At 26.0% G+C, this 20,942-nt stretch carries 22 protein-coding genes, 1 tRNA gene and 1 riboswitch; of the genes, 8 read left to right on the top strand and 15 right to left on the bottom strand.

The window, feature by feature from the left end:
- Positions 1-31 precede the first annotated feature (31 nt).
- Entirely contained in the window at positions 32-1,174 is a 1,143-nt protein-coding gene (locus tag HMPREF1092_RS16545) for a polysaccharide deacetylase family protein (protein ID WP_002598614.1), read from the top strand.
- Between the two features lie 250 nt (positions 1,175-1,424).
- Here HMPREF1092_RS16545 and HMPREF1092_RS10290 read toward each other — a convergent pair whose 3' ends face one another.
- The 7 genes from HMPREF1092_RS10290 to HMPREF1092_RS10320 all read right to left on the bottom strand — a co-directional run bounded on the left by HMPREF1092_RS10290 (position 1,425) and on the right by HMPREF1092_RS10320 (position 9,462).
- Positions 1,425-3,344, bottom strand: a complete 1,920-nt coding sequence (locus HMPREF1092_RS10290; RefSeq protein WP_002598615.1) for an ABC transporter permease — start codon at positions 3,342-3,344, stop codon at positions 1,425-1,427.
- Position 3,345: 1 nt separating this feature from the next.
- A complete protein-coding gene (locus HMPREF1092_RS10295; protein WP_002598616.1) occupies positions 3,346-4,104 on the bottom strand; it encodes an ABC transporter ATP-binding protein in 759 nt (252 codons plus the stop codon).
- A gap of 244 nt (positions 4,105-4,348) precedes the next feature.
- Positions 4,349-5,323, bottom strand: a complete 975-nt coding sequence (locus HMPREF1092_RS10300) for a sensor histidine kinase (protein WP_002598617.1) — start codon at positions 5,321-5,323, stop codon at positions 4,349-4,351.
- Positions 5,324-5,995, bottom strand: coding sequence for a response regulator transcription factor (locus tag HMPREF1092_RS10305; RefSeq protein WP_002598618.1), 672 nt, complete (start codon positions 5,993-5,995; stop codon positions 5,324-5,326).
- Between the two features lie 106 nt (positions 5,996-6,101).
- Positions 6,102-7,430 (bottom strand): ABC transporter permease, encoded by a 1,329-nt coding sequence (locus HMPREF1092_RS10310; protein WP_002598619.1) that lies wholly within the window; start codon positions 7,428-7,430, stop codon positions 6,102-6,104.
- Positions 7,431-7,442: 12 nt separating this feature from the next.
- Positions 7,443-8,777 carry an ABC transporter permease gene (locus HMPREF1092_RS10315; RefSeq protein ID WP_002598620.1) on the bottom strand — a complete coding sequence of 445 codons (1,335 nt, stop codon included), beginning with the start codon at positions 8,775-8,777 and terminating at the stop codon, positions 7,443-7,445.
- Positions 8,767-9,462, bottom strand: a complete 696-nt coding sequence (locus HMPREF1092_RS10320) for an ABC transporter ATP-binding protein (protein WP_002598621.1) — start codon at positions 9,460-9,462, stop codon at positions 8,767-8,769. Before HMPREF1092_RS10320 ends, HMPREF1092_RS10315 begins: the two co-directional genes overlap by 11 nt.
- Before the next feature lie 288 nt (positions 9,463-9,750).
- Between HMPREF1092_RS10320 and HMPREF1092_RS10325 the strand changes: the two genes are divergently transcribed.
- Complete coding sequence (locus tag HMPREF1092_RS10325) at positions 9,751-10,302, top strand: chromate transporter (protein WP_002598622.1); 552 nt, start codon at positions 9,751-9,753, stop codon at positions 10,300-10,302.
- Positions 10,299-10,835: a chromate transporter gene (locus HMPREF1092_RS10330; protein WP_002598623.1), complete on the top strand. Its 537-nt coding sequence runs from the start codon at positions 10,299-10,301 to the stop codon at positions 10,833-10,835. Before HMPREF1092_RS10325 ends, HMPREF1092_RS10330 begins: the two co-directional genes overlap by 4 nt.
- 146 nt (positions 10,836-10,981) lie before the next feature.
- Here HMPREF1092_RS10330 and HMPREF1092_RS10335 read toward each other — a convergent pair whose 3' ends face one another.
- Positions 10,982-12,154, bottom strand: coding sequence for an NAD(P)-dependent malic enzyme (locus HMPREF1092_RS10335; RefSeq protein WP_002598624.1), 1,173 nt, complete (start codon positions 12,152-12,154; stop codon positions 10,982-10,984).
- An 833-nt stretch (positions 12,155-12,987) separates the two neighbouring features.
- Here HMPREF1092_RS10335 and HMPREF1092_RS16980 point away from each other — a divergent pair.
- On the top strand, positions 12,988-13,164 hold the full coding sequence (locus HMPREF1092_RS16980; RefSeq protein ID WP_002598625.1) for a hypothetical protein: 177 nt from the start codon (positions 12,988-12,990) through the stop codon (positions 13,162-13,164).
- A 269-nt stretch (positions 13,165-13,433) separates the two neighbouring features.
- On the opposite strand, the gene HMPREF1092_RS10345 is transcribed toward HMPREF1092_RS16980, so the two are convergent.
- Genes HMPREF1092_RS10345 through HMPREF1092_RS10355 form a run of 3 tightly spaced genes read right to left on the bottom strand, consistent with a single transcriptional unit; the run spans position 13,434 to position 15,212 of the window.
- On the bottom strand, positions 13,434-13,880 hold the full coding sequence (locus tag HMPREF1092_RS10345) for a GNAT family N-acetyltransferase (RefSeq protein WP_002598626.1): 447 nt from the start codon (positions 13,878-13,880) through the stop codon (positions 13,434-13,436).
- Positions 13,881-14,774 carry a LysR family transcriptional regulator gene (locus HMPREF1092_RS10350; RefSeq protein ID WP_002598627.1) on the bottom strand — a complete coding sequence of 298 codons (894 nt, stop codon included), beginning with the start codon at positions 14,772-14,774 and terminating at the stop codon, positions 13,881-13,883.
- A gap of 21 nt (positions 14,775-14,795) precedes the next feature.
- Positions 14,796-15,212, bottom strand: coding sequence for a hypothetical protein (locus HMPREF1092_RS10355; protein ID WP_002598628.1), 417 nt, complete (start codon positions 15,210-15,212; stop codon positions 14,796-14,798).
- A gap of 254 nt (positions 15,213-15,466) precedes the next feature.
- On the opposite strand from HMPREF1092_RS10355, the gene HMPREF1092_RS10360 reads away from it, so the two are divergent.
- Positions 15,467-16,132 carry a DUF2628 domain-containing protein gene (locus HMPREF1092_RS10360; RefSeq protein ID WP_002598629.1) on the top strand — a complete coding sequence of 222 codons (666 nt, stop codon included), beginning with the start codon at positions 15,467-15,469 and terminating at the stop codon, positions 16,130-16,132.
- A 229-nt stretch (positions 16,133-16,361) separates the two neighbouring features.
- On the opposite strand, the gene HMPREF1092_RS10365 is transcribed toward HMPREF1092_RS10360, so the two are convergent.
- Both HMPREF1092_RS10365 and HMPREF1092_RS10370 read right to left on the bottom strand, forming a co-directional pair.
- Positions 16,362-16,437 (bottom strand) — tRNA-Trp (locus HMPREF1092_RS10365).
- Positions 16,438-16,489: 52 nt separating this feature from the next.
- Entirely contained in the window at positions 16,490-17,359 is an 870-nt protein-coding gene (locus tag HMPREF1092_RS10370; protein WP_002598630.1) for a metal ABC transporter substrate-binding protein, read from the bottom strand.
- 205 nt (positions 17,360-17,564) lie between these two features.
- Here HMPREF1092_RS10370 and tsaE point away from each other — a divergent pair, with 205 nt between their 5' ends.
- From tsaE to rimI, 3 genes are read left to right on the top strand one after another with little or no spacing between them, the layout of a single operon-like run.
- The gene (gene tsaE, locus HMPREF1092_RS10375; RefSeq protein WP_002598631.1) at positions 17,565-18,029 is read left to right on the top strand and encodes a tRNA (adenosine(37)-N6)-threonylcarbamoyltransferase complex ATPase subunit type 1 TsaE; all 465 of its coding nucleotides are present in this window, start codon (positions 17,565-17,567) and stop codon (positions 18,027-18,029) included.
- Between the two features lie 20 nt (positions 18,030-18,049).
- Positions 18,050-18,763 (top strand): tRNA (adenosine(37)-N6)-threonylcarbamoyltransferase complex dimerization subunit type 1 TsaB, encoded by a 714-nt coding sequence (gene tsaB / locus HMPREF1092_RS10380; protein ID WP_002598632.1) that lies wholly within the window; start codon positions 18,050-18,052, stop codon positions 18,761-18,763.
- A 7-nt stretch (positions 18,764-18,770) separates the two neighbouring features.
- Positions 18,771-19,199 carry a ribosomal protein S18-alanine N-acetyltransferase gene (gene rimI / locus HMPREF1092_RS10385; RefSeq protein WP_002598633.1) on the top strand — a complete coding sequence of 143 codons (429 nt, stop codon included), beginning with the start codon at positions 18,771-18,773 and terminating at the stop codon, positions 19,197-19,199.
- Positions 19,200-19,431: 232 nt separating this feature from the next.
- On the opposite strand, the gene HMPREF1092_RS10390 is transcribed toward rimI, so the two are convergent.
- Complete coding sequence (locus HMPREF1092_RS10390) at positions 19,432-19,779, bottom strand: hypothetical protein (protein WP_144054937.1); 348 nt, start codon at positions 19,777-19,779, stop codon at positions 19,432-19,434.
- A gap of 232 nt (positions 19,780-20,011) precedes the next feature.
- Entirely contained in the window at positions 20,012-20,611 is a 600-nt protein-coding gene (locus tag HMPREF1092_RS10395; RefSeq protein ID WP_002598635.1) for an ECF transporter S component, read from the bottom strand.
- 118 nt (positions 20,612-20,729) lie between these two features.
- Positions 20,730-20,848: riboswitch (FMN riboswitch) on the bottom strand.
- Positions 20,849-20,942: the final 94 nt, after the last annotated feature.

Here is a 20,942-nt window from a genome sequence, read left to right on the forward strand (position 1 = left end):
ATTAAATTATTTGATTGGAAGGTAAAAACGTATGAAGAAAAAAGTTCTTATTCCAATAATAGTTATTGCTGTGGCTGCAATTGCTGTTTTTGGAACTCGCGCTTATGAAGCACACGCAAAAACTACTCAAGAACACAAAGTAGAAACACAACAAGCTGCCAAAGCTAAAGCTGAAGCACAAAAGCAAGACAAAGCAATGACTGAGTTTATGGAAAACAAAGGTCACTGGGCTAAAGACAAATACTTAGGATATATAAATCCTTATGAAAGCTGGTTTAAACCACAAGAAATTGCTCCAGGTGAAAACTTATTAAAATCAGCTCAAAGCTATGCAGTTCCTGCAAATGAAGTTGCTCAAATGATTGCTGGTGACTACAAAGGAAATCAAAAAGAAGTATTCTTAACATTTGATGACGGACCAAGTACAAATAATACACCAAAGATACTTGATATCTTAAAAAATGAAGGTGTACACGCAACATTCTTTGTAATTGGTGACCACTTAAAGAGCAACCCTAAAATACAACAAATAGTAAGAAGAGAAATAATGGATGGAAACGCTGTTGGAGACCATACATTCACTCACATTTACTCTGAATTATATCCAGATAATAAGATTGATGTTCCTTACTTCATGAACCAAATTCAAGAAACTCAACACTTACTTACTGAAGTATTAGGACCAAACTTCCATACTGGAATAGTTAGATTACCTGGTGGATATATGTCAAGAGCATTCTACCATGATCCAAACTTAATTAAATTTAATGAAGCATTAGATAAAGACAAAGATACTGCATTAGATTGGACAGCTGAAACTGGAGATGCTGGTACTACTAAAGCATTAGATATTAATCAATTAATTCATACAATGGATGGAGATATTCACAATCAATCTAACCCTAACCAAGTTATCTTATTAATGCATGATGCTGGTGCTAAGGTTGATACTGTTAAAGCTCTACCAACAATTATCCAATACTTCAAATCACATGGTTATGCATTTAAAGTAATAGAAAATCCAACTCCAGAATCATTCGTTGGAATACCTGCAAAAACTGATACTTATTCAAACCAAGGTGAATCATTAACAACTAAAACAGTAGTTAAAGATGGTAAAAAAGTAACTGAAAAAGTTTCTGATTATAAAGGTAAGGGATACCAATATAATTAAAAAAATCATCTCATATAAAAATAATATAAAAAGAAAAAAGCAAGCCTTTTAAGGTTTGCTTTTTTTCATATACAAAAATATTCAAATAATAATTTTAATATAAATATATAATAAATAAGTTTGCTTTTTTCATATACAAAACTCTTCTCACTTAACTAGATAAAATTTTTAATTCTAGTTTTTTATAATATAAATTTATTTAATGAAAAAATAAGCTTATATTTTTAAATTCTACTTAGTTATAGCCTAATTATTTTACTATCTTATAATAAATTTTAGATGTTAAATTATAAACTATAGAATATACTATTAAAAATATTACAACTGTTCCTATTGTCATTAAAATAAAAACACTATCTTGTCTTAGGTTTAAAGTATATAATATTTTTTTAATCATAGGATATGCAAAGAATAAATGAATACTAGCAAGTACAACTGGTGATAAAAATACTATTGAAACTTGTTTCTTTATAATTTTTCTAATTTCCTCATCTTCCATTCCTACTTTTTTCATTATATTAAATCTTTCTTTATCTTCATATCCCTCACTTAATTGCTTATAATAAATAATTAAAATTGTAGCAAAAAGGAATACTGACCCTAAAAGTAATCCTATAAATAAAAAGCTTCCATATAAACTATCAAAATCTTTTTTAGCCATTATAACATTATCTACTAATACATTTATTTTATCTTTTTTTAACTGACTTTTTATAAAGTTACTTTCACTTAATATATTGTCTTTATTAGCAACATCAAAGTTATAGATATAACTAAATTTATCACTTAAATCATTATCATTTACTATTAATATATAAGTTGGGACTATATCTATTTCTAAATCCCTATCATAAAACTTTCCTGCATTTTCTAGAGGTTTTACATCATATTTTTCTCCGTTAATTTCTATATATTTATAAGGAAATTTTTCTCCATCACTAAAAATTAAAGCTTCGTTTTTATTTAATGTTATATTCTTATTTTCAAATTTATTATAGTCACTTAAAGGAATTTTTACTATAATTGAACCATTATCAATTGATAGATTACTGGTTTCTTTATTTTGGTTATTAAATCTATTTCCTTCTCGTATATACATATTATTTTGATATTTATAATTGAATATAGAGCTCTTATCTACATCAGCTTTATCTATGATTTCATCTATTTTTTTAACTGTTTCTAAATTAGTTTCTCTTGCATATACCTCTATATCACTACTATATCTTTTATTAAAATAACTCTCACTTCCTACATAAAGAGAAAGTGTAGATGATAAAATTATTATTACAGCTGTACTTAAAATACATATATTGGCAAGTCCAACAGCATTTTTCTTCATTCTATAAATCATAGTTGATATTGAAATAAAATTATTTGTTTTATAATATATTTTTTTATTTCTTTTAAGCATTTTTAATATAAATATACTTCCCCAAAGAAATAAATTATAAGTTCCTATCATTACTAAAATAACTGCTATAAAAAACATGTTTATAGCATACACAGGATTATCTACATTAAATGCTAAGAAGTATCCTCCAACTAAGCATATTACTCCTAAAAAAAGAGAGAGCTTTTTAATCTTAGGTTCTTTTTCCCCAACATTTTTACTTTGTAATAAAGAAATTGTTTTTGCTCTTATTATTTCAAAGCTATCCCATAAAAATAAAATTATATTTAAAACTAAAAATAAACTTACTGTATAAAATATTGCTTTACCTGATATATCAAACCCTAGTTTTACTCCTTCTCCTATAAGTTTTAAAAATACTAAATAAAGAATTTTATCCATTGCAATCCCTAGTATTAATCCACCAATTATAGTAATAAAACTAGTTATAACTCTTTCTAAAAATATAATTTTTATTATATGCTTTTTATCTAAGCCTAAAACATTGTATAACCCAAGCTCTGTTTTTCTTTTCTTCATGATGAAACTATTAATATAAAATAAAAATATTACTGAAAAAATTGCTGTAACTAAATTTCCAAAAGCTAACATGTTTTTTATATTTACACTTCCAACTAAACTATCTATGCCACTATTATTTCTAACAGATTGCATAATATAAGCCACTAAAACAATAAAACTTGTAATAATTAAATATGGACTATATACTCTACTGTTCTTCTTTATATTATTTTTTGCAAGGTTAAAATAAAACATTTTATTCACCACCTCTATGAAGAACTGTCAAAGTATCTAAAATCTTTTCATACATTTCATCATCTCTCATATTTCCTTTATATATTTGATGAAATACTTCTCCATCTTTTATAAACAAAACTCTCTTTGCTGTACTTGCAGCTCTTGCACTATGAGTAACCATTAATATAGTTTGTCCTGAATTATTTATATCAGAAAATATATTAAGTAATTGCTCTGATGATTTAGAATCTAATGCTCCTGTTGGCTCATCTGCTAATATAAGCTTTGGTCTTGTTATTAAAGCTCTACATACAGCAGTTCTCTGTTTTTGTCCCCCTGAAATTTCATAAGGATATTTTTCTAATAAATTTTCTATATTTAACCTTTTAGCTAAAGGCTTTATTCTTTTTTCCATTTCTTTATAATCAATTTTACTTAAAACTAATGGAAGAAAAATATTATCTTTTACTGAAAAAGTATCTAAAAGATTAAAATCTTGAAATACAAATCCTAAATTATTACGTCTAAACTCTGAAAGCTTACTTTCTTTAACCTTTAATATATTCTCTTCATTTAAATATATTTCTCCACTCGTTTGCTTATCTAATGTTGCCAAAATATTTAAAAGAGTTGTTTTACCAGACCCAGATTCCCCCATTATAGCAACATATTCTCCCTCTTCTACTGAAAATGTTATATTATTTAAAGCTTTAACTTTGTTCCCTCCAAACCTTGAAGAATATATTTTTTTCAAATTATTTACCCTTAATAAACTCATAATCTCCTCCTTAATCTTCTTTATGAGTTAATTATAAAAAATCTATAATCCTTAAACCATAACTCTAGCTTACATACTATCTTTTAACCTTACACTTTTGTAATATATCTTAAAATTTCAAATTTTACCCTATAAACTTTTATAATCTTCTCTTTTGCCTTTACATTTTATAATATATTTTAATAGTTCAATTCTTTTGATAAATCTGATTCATCAGCAAAAACTTTCGATTTTATAACATATCTTAATAGTCCAACATAATATCCATATTTAATTTTATTTTTACCGTAGTTCCTACATTTTCTTTAGATTCAACTTCTAATTTATATCCTAACTTTTCAAATATATTTTTAGATAAATATAAACCTATTCCAGTAGACTTCTTGTCCATTCTGCCATTGTAACCTGTAAAGCCTTTTTGGAATATTCTCGGTAAATCCTCTTCCTTTATCCCTATACCAGTATCTCTAATGTATATAGTATTATCCTTAACATAAATACTTATCTTCCCCTTCTTTGTGTATTTAATGCTATTAGATAGTATTTGTTCTATTCCAAAAGAAAGCCATTTTTCATCAGTTATTATCTTTAAATCACATTCTTTATATTCTAAAATTAATTTTTTTCTTATAAATAATTTAGAATATTTTTTAATTGAATTTTTAAGTATTTTATCTAAACTTTCTTCCTTAATTATTAAATCTGATTCTCCATCCACAAATCTCAAATATCCTAAAACCATTCCAACATATTCTTCAACCCTAAATATTTCTTCTAATAAATCCCCTTTCTCTTCTGAATTAGAATTTTGAAGTATGAGATTTATCCCTGCTATTGGATTTTTAATTTGATGTACCCAAAGAGTGTAATAATCTATCATTTCACTTTTATTTAAATCTAATTTCGTCTTTAATTTTGTATTTTCTCTATATAACTTTTCAATTATGGCTAAGTAATCTCTATCAATTAAAGTTTGTTTTGCTTCTATATTTTTTAATTCAAGATTTTCTTCTATAAATTTTAATTCATTATGTTTATTTTTATATCTTTTAAAATCAATATAAGAAATTATAACTAAAAATAATATTACTAATCCAATAGCATATAATATAGGTTCTAAATTAATATCATATAAAAATAAAACAATTGAAAATATAACTGTTACAATTAAGATAATAATTCCTTCTAAGAATTTATCTTGTATATAATTTTTAATCATTTATTCCACCATATATCCCATACCCTTTTTTGTTTTTATTAAATTATTTATCTCTAAACCTTGTAGCTTTTTTCTAAGCCTAGCTATATTTACAGTTAATGTATTATCATCAATAAAACTATCACTATCCCACAATTTAATCATAATATCTTCTCTTGAAATTACCTTTCCTGCATTTTCAAATAATATCTGTATAATCTTAAATTCATTTTTAGTTAGCTCTAATTTATTTTCTTTATATGTAATACTACACTCTTCAATATTTAAAATTACATTTTTATTTTCTAAAATATTAGTATTTCCTCTAAATTCATAGCTTCTTCTAATAAGTGCTTGAATTTTAGCTACTAAAACATTTATATCAAAAGGCTTTACTATAAAGTCATCTCCCTCCATGTTCATAGCCATTATTATATTCATGCTATCATTCATAGAAGAAATAAATATTATTGGCACTTTAGATATTTTTCTTATTTCTCTGCACCAATGATATCCATTAAAAAAAGGTAATCCTATGTCTAATAAAACTATATCTGCCTTAAATTCTATAAATTCATTTAAAACATTTTTAAAATCTTCAGTAATTTTAGATTCATATCCCCAATTATCTAAGGCTTTTTTTATCTCTCTACTAATTATCAAATCATCATCAACTATCAAAATTTTGTACATTTAACCACCCCTTAAATATTATAACATCTAAAAAGTAAAATTTTGTATATAATATTTTTATAAAATAAAAAGAGTGTACCAAAACTTCGGTACACTCTCTTTCTTCTTATTCTTCATTTATTATTTCAATAACATTTAATTTAGCTGCCTTTATAGCTGGAATTATTCCTGCAATTGTTGATACAACCACAGTTACAATAAAGCCAAGCCATAAGTTTGCCCAAGTAAGAATTATATGAAAATCCTTTCCTGAACTGCTTAGATATATATTAACAAGCCATATTCCTATAACTGCTAATATACAACCTACTATTCCTCCAAGTATTCCTATAAATATTGCTTGTGCTAAGAATATTGTTACTATATTTCCTTTTTTAGCTCCAATACTTCTCATAATTCCAATCCATTTTTTCTTTTCTTGAATTGTCATAGTCATAGTGTTTATAAGTCCAACACTTGCAACTATTATTACAATTATTGCACCAATATCTAAAACTCCACCTACAAAGCTAGTAAATATACTTGCAAGCCCTACAACTTCACCTAAGTTAAAAGTTGTATATCCTAAATTGTTATTTATATCCTTCATAATAGGATTTATATATTTTTTAGCAGTTGTATTTAAAGTTACCATAGAATAGTTTGGAGTAACATCTTTAACATTTTTTCCTGAATAATAAGCTTGCATTTCATTTGTCATACTTTCAAGTCCCATTATACTTCCAGGATAATAAGAATTTTTATTTTCATATACACCTTCAATAGTTTTTTCTATTTTCTTTGAAGGCATAGTAATTTCATCTATACTTGGCATTGAAAGTATTAAAGTTATTTTCTTTCCTATTACAGAATTAAAATCTTTTACTCCCATTTGCTCTAAATATTCTTTTTTAACTAAAACATCATTTTGATTTCCTGTTAAATCTTTTCCTGCTATTACTTTTACTTGGTCTGTGTATTTATAATTTGAATCATATCCTAAAACTACAACAGATTCACCATTTTTATTAACACCATTTATTTTTACTTCTGATGCACGACTAGCCTCATAAGCAACTACATTTTTAACCCCTTCTATTTTGCTTAAACTCTTTAAAGTGTCATTTGTTATCTTTTTCTCATTACTTTTTTCTTTTGGGTTAAGCTGAACATTTTGAGTATAAGGTAATAGTTGCATTCCATTATTTGATTGCTCTTGGAATTGAAGTGCAAAGTTATTATTTTTATCATATTTTTGTGGTAAAACCATAACTTGGCTCATATCTCCAAAGCTTTCTATAAAACTAGTTGCTGTTTTATTTATAGTATCTCCCATTCCTTGCATTGCTACAAGTAACATACATCCAACTGCTATGGCTATTCCTGTAAGAATACTTCTTGTCTTTCTTTTTCTAACATCTTGAATTCCTATATTTATTCCATCTACTTTTTTCATAATTAACCCCTCCTATTCCCTTAATGCTTCTATTGGGTCTAATTTAGAAGCTTTACTAGAAGGATAAATTCCTGCAATTACAGATACAATTACAGAGAATAATATAGTTGCTAATACAATCCACCAAGGAGCAAATTTCATTAATTGTACTGAAGTACCATTTTTAATAAGCCCATCTATAATAGCTCCACTTATTATTCTAAATAAAATACAGCTTATTATAGCTCCAAGAACTCCACCAACAAATCCTATAACACCTGATTGTACTATAAATATCATTCTTATTTCAGAACTACTTGCACCAACTGCTTTCATTATTCCAATACTTTTCTTTCTTTCATGAACAGCCATTATCATAGTATTAACTATACCAATACCAGCAACAATAATTACTATTACACCTAATATTGAAAGAACAAAAGTTATGTTATTAAAACTATTATTTATTTCTGCTGTTTTATCACTAGTTGATTGAGCAAAATATCCAATATTTTTAATATTATCTACTATACTATTTAAATCATTTATATTTTTTCCTTCAATAGTTACACCATTATAACCATAATCTTTAAAGAATTTATTAGTATATTGCATAAATCCAGCTATCTTTTCTACATCTTCTGTATTCATAACTAGCTTATTACCATCTGGCATATACTTACTCATAACTCCAACTACTTTTAACTTAACTTTTAAAGGTTTTACAATAGTTCCATTAATATTATTTATATTTATTGTTATATCTTTTCCAACTATGTCATTAGGATTATTTATTCCTAAATCCTCTAAAAGACTTTGACCTACTAAAACTTCATTGTTTTCTCCCTTTTTAAGAGTTTTTCCTGCAATTATAGGTTTAAAGTTTATATCTTTTGAAGTTGATTCTGCATTTTGAACATCACTATTAAAATATATATCATAATTTAAGTTATATCCCTTAATACCAAATGTCCCATAATAAGTTTTTCCATCTCTTATAATTTCAGCAACCTGAGCTCCTATATAAGCTTTAACTCCTTCAACTCCATTTATTTTTGACATTTTTTCAACTGCTTCATTATCAATTCTTTTAAAATTCTTTTTCATCCAATCTGGCATATCTTGAATTGCTTGTTTAGGGTCTTTTGGCATTTCTGCATTAGCCTTAACAGCATTTATTGTTATTGTTTTAGTGTTACTTCCACTATTAACTGTACTAACTAAAAATTGATTTAAAAGAAGTCCTAATGAAACCATTAATATGATTAATATAGCACCTAAAGTTATTCCAAATGAAGTTAATATAGTTCTCTTTTTTCTTCTATTTAGGTCTTTAAATGCCATAGATATATTATCACTAAGCTTCATTAGCTAATCCCTCATTTCTTTCATCACTAATAAGATTTCCATCTTTTATTTTAATAACTCTCTTAGCCTTTTCTGCTTCTTCCATATTGTGAGTTACCATGATTATTGTATAGCCTTTATCATTTAGCTTGTAAAATAATTCCATAATATTATTTCCTGTTTTAGAATCTAAATTTCCTGTAGGTTCATCAGCAAATATTATTTTAGGATTATTAACTAAAGCCCTTGCTATTGAAACTCTTTGTCTTTGTCCTCCTGACATTTCACTTGGTCTATGATTAGCTAAATGTCCAAGTTCTACTTGCTCTAATGCTTTTAAAGCTTTTTCTCTTCTTTCCTTTTTACCCATTCCAGCAAAAATTAAAGGCATCATTACATTTTCTAAAGCTGTTTGAGTATTTTCTAAGTTAAATGCTTGGAATACAAATCCAATATGAGAATTTCTAAACTTAGACATTTCCTTATCTTTATATTTTGAAATATCTTTTCCATCAAAAAGAACTTCTCCACCAGTTGGAGTATCTAATCCACCAACAATATGCATTAATGTAGTTTTTCCAGAACCTGAAGGTCCAACAATTGCTAAAAACTCTCCATCTTCAATTTTTAAAGATACATTATCTAAAGCTATTACTGTTTCTTTTCCCATTTTATATTTTCTAGTAATATTTTTAATTTCTATCATTTTTCTATCCTCCTTTATTTATTTAATTATATTATAAAAACAAATTTATTTTTTCTTCTTTTAAATTATTTTTTACATTATTTATAACTTTTCTTATATAAAACTAATTTATTTTTATATTAAGATGTTTTAATTTTATGAATATACACATAATTATTAGTTTATCCTGTTTTCACCTTTTTATCCTAGTTATTATCTTTTTTTTAATATTATTTTAAAAGAGGTTAAAATCTTAGTTTCTGTGTTATCATAAACCTGTACTTTAAATAATTATAGGAAGTGAAAGAAATGAAAAAAATCTTTAAGCTTTTTCTTACATTCTTTAAAGTAGCTATGATTACTCACGGTGGTGGTTATGCCATGATAGGAGTTATACAAGACGAAATTGTTAATAAACAAAAACTTTTAGATGATGATGAATATATGGAGCTTATAGGGCTTTGTCAAACCTTCCCAGGTCCACTAGCAATGAGTTCCTCATTGTTTGTTGGATACAGATTAGGTGGAGTTATTGGTGCTTTTGCATGTCTTTTAGGAGCACTTTTACCACCATTTATTATGATTTTTATCCTTGCAAATTTCTTTATGAATTTCGAACACAATATCTATGTTAGATACATTCTTGATGGAATTGATGCCGTAGTTCCAATGATTGTTCTTATGGCAGTATTTAATTTTAGCAAGAAGTTACCTAAAACTCTTCATAATGGAATAGTTGCTCTTATTGCACTTATTGCTCTTGAAGTGTTTCATGTAAACCCAGCATTCATAGTAATTGTATCTGCATTATACGGAATTATAGTTTTTGGAATATTTAAAAGAGAGGTGCCTAAAAAATGATATTTTTAAGATTATATTTTGGATTTCTTAAGATAGGTGCTCTTGCATTTGGAGGCGGCTATGCAATGCTTCCATATATAAAAAAAGTAGTAGTAACTAATAACCACTGGGTTACTAGCTCACAATTTACGTCATATATAGGTCTTGTACAAATTTCCCCTGGAGCAGTTTCTTGTAACCTTACTGCCTTTATTGGTTTTAAGCTTGCGGGAATCTTAGGAGGAATCGTAGCAATAGCAGGTTTAGCTACAGCTCCAATAATCTTAGTTACAATAGCTTATTTTGCTTTTTCAAAAGTAAAAAATTCTAAGCTTTGGAACGCAGCTCTTGTTGGAATGAAGCCAGCATTAATAGCATTAATAATAAGTGCTTTTATTAATCTTAGTATATCTGCTTATAAAGATTGGAAAGAAATAGTCATTACAATAGTTGCCGGAATAATGTTATTCTCTAAAAAGATTAATCTTATCTTTATAATAATTATTTGTTCTATTTTAGGGCTTCTATTGAATTTAGGAATACTATGGAAATAAGATTTAAAGGTGAAAAATTATAACTTAAGTTATAATTTTCATCTTTCAAAAAAAAATTTCTTTTAACATAAAAAAAAGCCTAGATAAAAACGTTTTTATCTAGACTTTTCATATTTATTAACCTTTATTTTTATTAAATTTTTAATTTATATTCTAGCAACGCCAGTTTTTCTAGCTGCTTCTGCTACTGCATCTGCTACTTTAATTGCAATAGTTTTATCTAATGATGATGGAATAATATTTTCATCATTTAAATCTTTCTCATCAATTGAATTTGCTATTGCCATAGCTGCTGCTATTTTCATTTCTTCATTTATTTCTGAAGCTCTTACAGATAAAGCTCCCTTAAATAATCCTGGAAATACTGAAACATTATTTACTTGGTTTGGTAAATCTGATCTACCTGTTCCTATAACTCTTGCTCCGCCTTTTTTAGCTTCATCTGGCATTATTTCTGGAACTGGATTTGCCATTGCAAAAAGAATGCTATCTTTATTCATTTTTTCAACCATTTCTGTTGTTACAATTCCTGGAGCTGAAACTCCTATAAATATATCAGCACCTTTTAATGCATCTTTTAAAGTTCCTGTAATTTTTTTAGGATTAGCTATTCTAGCTAAATCTCTCTTAGCATAATCTATTTCTTCCATATCTTCAGTTATGATTCCAACTTTATCACATGGAACTAAGTTTTTAACTCCAGCTGACATTAATAGTTTAGCTATAGCTGTTCCTGCTGCTCCAACACCATTTACAACTACTTTAACATCTTCAATATTTTTATTTACTAATTTAAGAGCATTTAAAACTCCAGCTAAAACTACTATTGCAGTACCATGTTGGTCATCATGGAATACTGGAATATCTAATTCTTTTTTAAGTCTTTCTTCAATTTCAAAGCATCTTGGAGCTGAAATATCTTCTAAGTTTATTCCTCCAAAACCTGGTGCTATAAGTTTAACTGTATTTACTATAGTATCTACATCGTTTGAATCAATACATATTGGGAATGCATCAACTCCACCAAATTCTTTAAATAATATAGCCTTTCCTTCCATAACAGGAAGTCCTGCCTCTGGTCCTATATTTCCAAGACCTAATACAGCTGAACCATCAGTTACAACTGCAACCATATTTCCCTTTGAAGTATATTTATAAACATTTTCTTTATTTTCTTTTATCATTTTACAAGGCTCTGCAACTCCTGGTGAGTAAGCAATACTTAAATCATCTCTTGATTCAACTTTAACCTTTGAAATTACCTCAATTTTTCCTTTTTTGTTTTCATGCATTTTTAAGCTTTCTTCAAAAAAATTCATAACTATTCCCCCTACCTACTTTTTTCTGTATATTAATTCAAAGCATACACATTCAAACATTGCTTGCTTCAATGTATATGCTTTGAATATTTATTTAAAAAAAGTCTTTCCTTTACATGAGAATATTATACTTTTTCTCTAATAAAATTTGAAATATAGTTTTTTTATTTACTTATAAGTTTTACTTATGAGCTATAATGAATATTTTTAAACTAATTTTATAAAAATCCTAAAAATAATTTAATATAAAAACTTGAATTATTATTCATAATAATATCTAAATATTAATATTTGTTAAGAAGTTTTAGCTATGTATAATCCTAACATAAAAAAATATATAGAAATTGTTATATAAAAACAAATTATAGCTATAAATGTTGAAAATAAAATTTTTGATATTTGTTTTTTAAAAAAAATACTACTCAAATCATAAGTTGTAATCAACGAAAATAAAAATATATAAATAAGTGATGCAAAAATAAAAAATACAAGTTGCTCCTCTTTATTAAAAATTGCTATTATTCCATGCAATAAAAATAATCCAACTAGAGTAAACTGAATATAACTCAATTTAATATTTTTAAACAAATTCTCTTCCCCTTTCTCTCCTCTTTTTACTTTTGTATAATAATTATATATTGAATACAATATTTTGAAAATAAATAATTTTATTGAAATATATTCTATTGATTTATATTAGTAATATTTTTTATTTATTTTTCTTATCATTAATAAGAAGTAGTCTAATTATAGACAGCTTTAAATATTAATTTAAAGTTTATCTTTTAATAAAGCTTGTTATATCTATATTTATCGGGAATGGAGGGGTGAAAATGTCTTGTGAAAAACACGAAGGTAATATTGTAAAATCAACTGTTAAGAAAGGAATTTCTTTTGGTTCTTGTTTAGCAATAGTTATTTCTTATACTGCATGGGAGTCTATTCCATGGGCTATTTTACATGGATTAATGAGCTGGGTTTATGTGCTTTATTATTGGGTTAAATTTTAATATTATAAGAATTAAAAAATATAATAATAAAAAAGTGAACAAATTAACTTGTTCACTTTTTCTTATATAAATATTTAAATCAAAGTCTAAAATAAAAATAATTTATTATTAATAAATATTAATGCTAAATCATTTTAATATCTTTTAATAAATTAATTTAGTACAACAAAAAAATCTTATCTCATTAGATAAGATTTTTATTAATTATTTTTATCACTATATTAGATAAATCTTCACCTTTTGCTGAAAATCATTTTAATATATATTAGTTATTTTTCCATAATATAATTAATTAAATTTATTCCCATTCTTTCAACTTCTTGTTCTTTTATTACTTTATATCCTCGTTTCTCAAAAAAAGGTTTTGCAGTAATAGATGAATAAGTTGTAATATTCTTTACATTAAAAGCTTTTTCAAGTTTATCACAAAGAGCAGTAGCAATTCCTACTCCTTGATAATTTTTATGGACATAAAGCCTATCTAAATAACCAGTGCTATCAATATCCCCAAAACCAACAATAATATCATCTTTAATTGCAACTAAAGTATAATGCTCTAAAAATGATTTATTCCACTTTTCAATATCTACATTTCCTGAAGCCCAAGCATCTAATTGATTTTTTGTATAATCTTTTTTATTAATAAAATGTACTGTATCATAAAATAATTTTGCTAATTGAACACAATCACTTTCTATGTATCCCCTTATATACATTTATAAAACTCTCTCCAATTCTTCATTTTTATCTATTATAATCTTAATTATGTCTTTTTCAATTTTAGTTGAATAGTGCCCTTTTTTAGTAGCAATTGATATATAAAAATCTATTTTATTTTCTAACTCAATTGTAGATATATCCTGCATTTTCTCTACAGCCATCTTAATCATTATTCCCACTCCTAAATTAGCAGCTATTAATGATTTTGCTGTTTGAATTTCATGTGCATAATACACCTTTTGAGGTTCAATCTTATCTCTTTTTAATAATCTCTTTAAAACACTGTTATGTAAATATCCATCTTCCAAAACTATAAATTGCTCATATTTAAGTTTTGAAAAGTTTAATACCTCATTATCAATTAAATGATTATCTTTTCCTACGCATATAACAAAATTATCTTTTTTTAATAAATGACTTTTTATAGCTTCATCATTTATAGGTTCTAGTGAACCCATTAAAGCAATATCAATTTGTCCCGTTAAAAGGAGTTCTTTCATTTTTAGTGAGCCAGCTTGTACAAACTCAATATTTTCAATAAAACCATTTTGTATTAATTCACTAATAAATTTAGGAAAAAAATATGCACCTATAATAGGAGGTATTCCAAGCTTTATTTTTTTACTATCTAGCTTTTTAATTTCTAGTTTTACTTCATTTATTTCATGTAATATATTTTCAGCTCTTTTTCTTAATATATGTCCGCTTTCTGTTATTTGTATTTCTTTATTTGAATGACTTCTAATTACTAATTTTGAACCCAATTCTTTTTCTAATCTATTTATAGCTAATGTAACTGAAGGCTGAGATATAAATAATTTCTCTGCTGCCTTAGTAAAGCTTCTTGTTTCACACAAACAATCAAAATATTCTAAATCTCTTATATTCAATATATCCCCTCCTTTTTATTATCATGATATTAAATTCTTCTCTTTCATCAATACACTTATAGCATAATAAATCCCACAAATTTCATATCCTTTATCTTTTAAATCTATAAGTCTTTTATCTAAATCTCTATACTCCTTTATACATTTCATAATAGGTCTATTAGTCTTATCTTCTTGTATATTAGATATGGTTGCAAAAGCTACATCTTCCCTTTTATTAAAAACAACTCTAAAAGCTTTTATTTTATTTTCAATTTCCATTAATTTATCTAATGGAAGTGTAAAACTAAGACTCTTTGTAAAAAGTCTCCACATTGTATCTAAATTTAGTTCACTTTCCCTTATCAAAATTTCTCCTGCTGGAATTTTGATAGCCATTTTTTTATTTCTAAAAACATGAACTGATTCAATTGTAAGCCTTATTATTCTATCCTTCATTTGTATCACCTTATATTTAATTGATATAAAAATTATAATACTTAATGTATTTTTTAGTAAACCTCTATAAGCATTATTTCTTTTGTATTAAATGCTTATTAATTCTATTTTTATTTAAAAAAAATTTTTTACTTAATCAATTTTTCAAGGTTTTATCTGTTTATCTACTAAAATCCATAATTTTCTACGTATATTCACAGCCAGTTAAACAAATTATGTTATTATATAGAAAAATTTTATTAGGAGGGATTCTTATGAAAGATAATAAAAATACGGAAAATTTTTCTTCCGAAGAATTAAATGAGAAAGTTGAAGTTTCTCATTTTGAAGATTCAAATGAATCTTCAGATGAAGACAGAGAAGAAACTACTCAAATATTCTCTTCTGAAAAAAATGTAATAACTGAAAAAGACCTATTCACATTTATAGGTCCTAAAAACTTAGATTACTATGCTAAAGTTTTTAGAAAGCATTCCACTACTGAGAATTTTGCTTCTTGGAACTGGGCATCATTCCTATTCACTCCATTCTGGACACTTTACAGAAAATTATATGTATGGTTTGTTGTATATATAATTGTAATGGGAATTGTTGAATCTATAACTTTTATGTCTCCTATCCTTGGATGTATATTAATGATCGTTCTACATGCTTTATATGGAGTATTCGGTAATTGCATGTATTTATACAATTGCAGAGGTAATATAAATAAAGTTAATTCATCTTTAAGTGACTATTCAGATAAAAAATCAGTATTGGCTGCTAATGGTGGAACTTCTGTTGTAGCACCTTTTGTTTACTTCTTAATATCATTACTATTCTCATTTGTAATAGTAGGTATTATAGGTGCAATAGCTTCAGCAGGAATTAATGCTTTATTATCACCATTTATGAATTCTGGAATGCCATTTCCATTTTAAATAACAAAGGAATGTCTTTATTAAGGCATTCCTTTTCTATATATTCTTTTTCACGTTTTTAAATCTATCTTTATTTATAAATAATAAAATACCTTATTTTGTTGATTATTATTCTTTTAAGTTATTATACTATCCTAACTTTATTTTTAATATAATTTCAAACATCTTAATTTTATGATTCCTATTAATTTTAAATATAAAAAAAGCACTTAATAAAAATCAAGTGCTTTGGCAGGGGCAGTAGGACTCGAACCCACAACCAATGGTTTTGGAGACCACTACTCTACCAATTGAGCCATACCCCTTCGGAACATGTACTATTATATTATAAATATCTAAACTCGTCAACATCTTTTTTTATTTATACAAGCTCAATATGCTATTTATATTGTTTTTTAATAACTCCATATAGCTTATACTTTCATTATAGCTTTGAAGAGAAATTGTTCTTAACCCCTCTGCATCTTCTTTGCTTCCAAAATTTTTTATTACTACTACATTGTTTCTATCTAAATTATTCTCTTTTATATATTTATCAAATGAAACATTTTTTTCTACAACAGTATATTGAATTCCTAAATCTGATAATAGATATTCAAAATCCTTGTTTCTAGTCAAGAAAGTTATCTTTTTATTTGACTTTTGAACTACTTTTGAAAAGTTGTTAGTTAATTTATTTATTTGACCTACCATCTTATTATAATTCTTTTCATAGAATTCTCTATTTGCTGGGTCTTTTTCTTGTAAAGCTGATTTTGCATTATACAGCATTATTTCAAATTCATTTGGCCCAGTCCAATAGTAAGGATTTATTACTTTTTGTCCTTGTTCAGTAAAGTATCTTGACCTTATTCCTCTTGATAAATCAACTACACCAACATTTAATTTATTTAAATCACCTAAAAAGTCATTTACCCAAGGCTCATATCCATTTCCTGTATAAAAGAAAAGATTCATATTAGAAACATTGTTAACTGCGTCTTGAGTTGGCTTATAATCTTTATTTTCTTTTTCATTGCTAAACATATATTCAATATTATGCCTTCCATCTGTTAAAGAATTTAGCATATAATATTCTGACTTTGTTGAAGCCATTATATTTAAGTATACACCTCTATTAGTTTTATTGACATCACCTGTCTCTGCTAAAAGTGGTTTAGAAAAACCTCCTAGCCCTATAAAAAAAGCTCCTGTCACTATAATCATAATAAAAGTTAACTTTTTCACATCTTCACCCCCACGGAGTTATTAAATTATCTATTTTAAACCGATCTTGTTTTAAATTTTGTAAAATTTTAGTCTATTGTTATTTTACACTCTCTAAAACTTTTTTTCAATATAAAGAATTTTCTAAGTCAGTATAGCTTTTCTTTTTTTTATTTTTTGGATAGAATAAAAGGTAAAGACTAAATAATTAGAAAGGAGACAACATATGATTTTTGAAGTAAACTCTATTGAGGAAACTAAAGCTATTGGTTACAATCTTGGAAAAGCTTTAAATTCTGGAGATATTATTTGTCTAACTGGTGACTTAGGAACTGGTAAAACACATATTACTAAAGGTATAGCTGAAGGATTAGAAATAAATGAACCTATTACAAGCCCTACCTTTACTATTGTTAATGAATACCACAGTGGAAGATTAACTCTTTTTCACTTTGATGTATATAGAGTAAATGACCCTGATGAAATTTATGCAATTGGATTTGATGATTACATTTTTTCAGATGGAGTATCAATAATTGAATGGGCTAATTATATAGAAGAAATTCTTCCAAAGGATTATATACATATTTTCATAGAAAAAGATCTTTCTAAAGGTGAAAACTACCGTAAGATTACTATTAATACTTATGGAGAAAAATATGATTATGTAAAAAATATAAATTTAGCTTAATTAATGAAGGAGATTTTTAAATGTTAGTTTTAAGTGTAGATTCATCATCAAAATGTGCTACTTGTGCTATTGTAAATGATGAAGGTGTAGTATCTGAATATACTTTAAATAATAAGCGTGAACATTCTGTTCTTATAATGCCAATGATAGAACAATTATTAAAGGATTCAAACTTAATTATTGATGATATTGATGGTTTTGTTGTTTCTAAAGGACCAGGTTCTTTTACTGGACTTAGAATTGGAATGGCAACTATAAAAGGACTTAGCTTTGGTTTAAACAAACCTTATGTAAGTGTTTCTACTCTTGATGGATTAGCTTTATCTCTTTCTTCTTTTAATGGAATTATATGTCCTATAATGGATGCTTTAAGAGACACAGTTTACACTAGTTTCTATAAATTTAAAGATGGAAAGCTAGAAAGACTTATGGATTATACATCTTTATCTCTTGAAGAACTTAAAGATTCCTTAAATGAAAAAGGAGAAAATGTTATTTTTACAGGAGATGGAGTTTTTAAGCATAAAGAATTTTTACTTGAAAACATAAATAATTGCTCCTTTGCATCTAACCATGTAAATGTAGTAAAAGCTTCTTCTATAGGAGAAATAGGCCTTGAACTTTTAAAAGAAGGTGTTAAAGATGATGATAACTCTTCACCTCTTTATATAAAACAACCACAAGCAGTTCGTGAATTAAATCAAAGGCTACAAATGAAAAGTGAAGCACAATAGTATCTTTATGGAAGAAAAGCACATTGATGAAGTCCAATATATCAGTGAGGTTAGCATAAAAGATTATTGGAGTGTTGATGAGCTTAGAAAAGAATTAGATAATAAAGTAGCAAAATACTTTATTCAAGAAATAGATGGTAAAGTAGTTGGATTTGCAGGAGTTTGGGTAGTTTATGATGAATGTCAAATAACTAATATTGCTGTACATCCTGACTATAGACGCAGAGGAATTGCAACTAAACTTTTAGAAGATATGATTGAACACCTTAAAACATTAGATTGTTCAATTATTACACTAGAAGTTAGAAAATCAAATACTAAAGCATATGACCTTTACTCTTCTATTGGTTTTACTGATGAAGGAGTAAGAAAGAGATTTTACAAAGATGGCGAAGATGCAATTATAATGTGGTATCGCTATGAAGATTTTGAATAAATTTATAAAGCTCCTATTAGAATAACAGTTTACTCTAATAGGAGCCTTTAATTTTTATCTTATAAAAATTTTTATATAAATTTTCTAACCTTTATTTTTGTTTATAATATTTAATTTAAATTATCTATAATTTTCTTTTCATCTATATTCATAATAAATCTATATTAAAAATATATATTTATATTAAATATAATTTTTTAATCAATATAAAACTTTTAATTTCTATTGTACACTAAATTGATTTTCTTAATAGTTTAAAATGATTTTTAAATCTAAATGCTAATATACCTAAAACTACATAGATAATTGTTGGAATTATTGCTGTTCCCATATTATAGAATAAAGAAATACCAAAAATAATACTATAGGCTGATAAACCTATTCCCCAATATAAATCTCTTTTATTATTTACAATTAATCCTTGTATAATAAATATAAGTGGGAAAAATAAATAAATTCCTACAAGAATATTTTTACTGTATTCATTTTGTATATCTATAAGGATAAATAATAATATTATGATTCCTGGCAAAGCCCTTTTTAAATAATTCTTAACACCATATTTTTCTAAATAATTCATAATTCTCCCCTTTATTTTTTCTCTTAATTTTATTTTACCATATTTTGTATTAGACATACACTTAAATCCTATTCTATTTCATAAAACAACCTTAAAATTACCTATTATATAATTTTTAAATTTTATAATATTTCTTAATTCTCTATTATAAACAAAAAGATGACTTCTAATAAATATTAGAAATCATCTTTAAATAATTATTTTTGTTTTAACCTTATTTTATTAAATTGTACTAATTAGTAACTTCTTTTAAATTTTCTTTTTTTGTAAGACCTGACTCAACCTTAAACAATGAATGAGATAGCTTTTTATATAATACATAAGTTATTGCGCTAATTATTAATCCCTTAATTAAGTTAAAAGGTATTAATCCCCAAACTATATATTCTGTAAGCTTAGCTCCTACCATCTTCATACCGTATAAAGGTAATAAAATATATACATTAGCTAATATACCAACTATTATCATTAAAATTATTCCAATTGACATACCTAAAACAGCAGTTTTTTTTGATTTGCTTTTAAAATAAATAAAACTAGCTGGTAAAATTAATGATAATCCAACTAAAAAGTCTGCAAGTTCTCCAACTCCTCCTGATTGGCTACCTGTTAAGAAACTTAAAAGACATTTAAGAAATTCAAGTAAAATTCCTGTTACTGGGCCAAAAACAAAAGCTCCTATTAATATTGGAACATCACTTAAATCAACTTTAAGCCAAGGTGCTATTGGAATTATTGGTATTTGGATAAAGCCTAAAAGAAAGGCCATAGCCACTAAAATTGAGATTTTTACCATTTTACCGGTATTTCTTTTTTTGTTTGTGTGTGTCATTTTCATACCCCCAAAATTAATCTTCTTTTGGGTAAGGTCTTAGATTTTTTCATATAAAAAAGCCCTGACATATATTTATATCAGGGCATAAAATTCTATACAAAAAAAAGAATCTAAATCTTACCTTCTTTCATCCAGACTGTACTGTCGGCCTCGGAATTTCACCGAATCATGCTAAAACTTAGCTCGTGGGCTATAACCACCGGTGGGGAATTACACCCCGCCCCGAAGATATTATTATTTAATTTACTCTTTAATTATAATAAATTAATTATTCTAGTGTCAATATTATAATTAAAATTATATAGGATATCTTTTCAACACATTATAT

The organism is Clostridium thermobutyricum (genome assembly GCF_000371465.1).
GTDB lineage: Bacteria > Bacillota > Clostridia > Clostridiales > Clostridiaceae > Clostridium > Clostridium thermobutyricum.

Bases quoted from the DNA above. Each gene is read 5' to 3' on its own strand.
- HMPREF1092_RS10345 (WP_002598626.1), bottom strand. From the start codon at position 13,880: ATGTATATAAGGGGATACATAGAAAGTGATTGTGTTCAATTAGCAAAA.
- HMPREF1092_RS10325 (WP_002598622.1), top strand. From the start codon at position 9,751: ATGAAAAAAATCTTTAAGCTTTTTCTTACATTCTTTAAAGTAGCTATG.
- tsaE (WP_002598631.1), top strand. From the start codon at position 17,565: ATGATTTTTGAAGTAAACTCTATTGAGGAAACTAAAGCTATTGGTTAC.
- HMPREF1092_RS10290 (WP_002598615.1), bottom strand. From the start codon at position 3,344: ATGTTTTATTTTAACCTTGCAAAAAATAATATAAAGAAGAACAGTAGA.
- HMPREF1092_RS10320 (WP_002598621.1), bottom strand. From the start codon at position 9,462: ATGATAGAAATTAAAAATATTACTAGAAAATATAAAATGGGAAAAGAA.
- HMPREF1092_RS10300 (WP_002598617.1), bottom strand. From the start codon at position 5,323: ATGATTAAAAATTATATACAAGATAAATTCTTAGAAGGAATTATTATC.
- HMPREF1092_RS10310 (WP_002598619.1), bottom strand. From the start codon at position 7,430: ATGAAAAAAGTAGATGGAATAAATATAGGAATTCAAGATGTTAGAAAA.
- rimI (WP_002598633.1), top strand. From the start codon at position 18,771: ATGGAAGAAAAGCACATTGATGAAGTCCAATATATCAGTGAGGTTAGC.
- HMPREF1092_RS10305 (WP_002598618.1), bottom strand. From the start codon at position 5,995: ATGTACAAAATTTTGATAGTTGATGATGATTTGATAATTAGTAGAGAG.
- HMPREF1092_RS10360 (WP_002598629.1), top strand. From the start codon at position 15,467: ATGAAAGATAATAAAAATACGGAAAATTTTTCTTCCGAAGAATTAAAT.
- HMPREF1092_RS16980 (WP_002598625.1), top strand. From the start codon at position 12,988: ATGTCTTGTGAAAAACACGAAGGTAATATTGTAAAATCAACTGTTAAG.
- HMPREF1092_RS16545 (WP_002598614.1), top strand. From the start codon at position 32: ATGAAGAAAAAAGTTCTTATTCCAATAATAGTTATTGCTGTGGCTGCA.
- HMPREF1092_RS10335 (WP_002598624.1), bottom strand. From the start codon at position 12,154: ATGAATTTTTTTGAAGAAAGCTTAAAAATGCATGAAAACAAAAAAGGA.
- HMPREF1092_RS10330 (WP_002598623.1), top strand. From the start codon at position 10,299: ATGATATTTTTAAGATTATATTTTGGATTTCTTAAGATAGGTGCTCTT.
- HMPREF1092_RS10355 (WP_002598628.1), bottom strand. From the start codon at position 15,212: ATGAAGGATAGAATAATAAGGCTTACAATTGAATCAGTTCATGTTTTT.
- HMPREF1092_RS10315 (WP_002598620.1), bottom strand. From the start codon at position 8,777: ATGAAGCTTAGTGATAATATATCTATGGCATTTAAAGACCTAAATAGA.
- HMPREF1092_RS10395 (WP_002598635.1), bottom strand. From the start codon at position 20,611: ATGACACACACAAACAAAAAAAGAAATACCGGTAAAATGGTAAAAATC.
- tsaB (WP_002598632.1), top strand. From the start codon at position 18,050: ATGTTAGTTTTAAGTGTAGATTCATCATCAAAATGTGCTACTTGTGCT.
- HMPREF1092_RS10390 (WP_144054937.1), bottom strand. From the start codon at position 19,779: ATGAATTATTTAGAAAAATATGGTGTTAAGAATTATTTAAAAAGGGCT.
- HMPREF1092_RS10295 (WP_002598616.1), bottom strand. From the start codon at position 4,104: ATGAGTTTATTAAGGGTAAATAATTTGAAAAAAATATATTCTTCAAGG.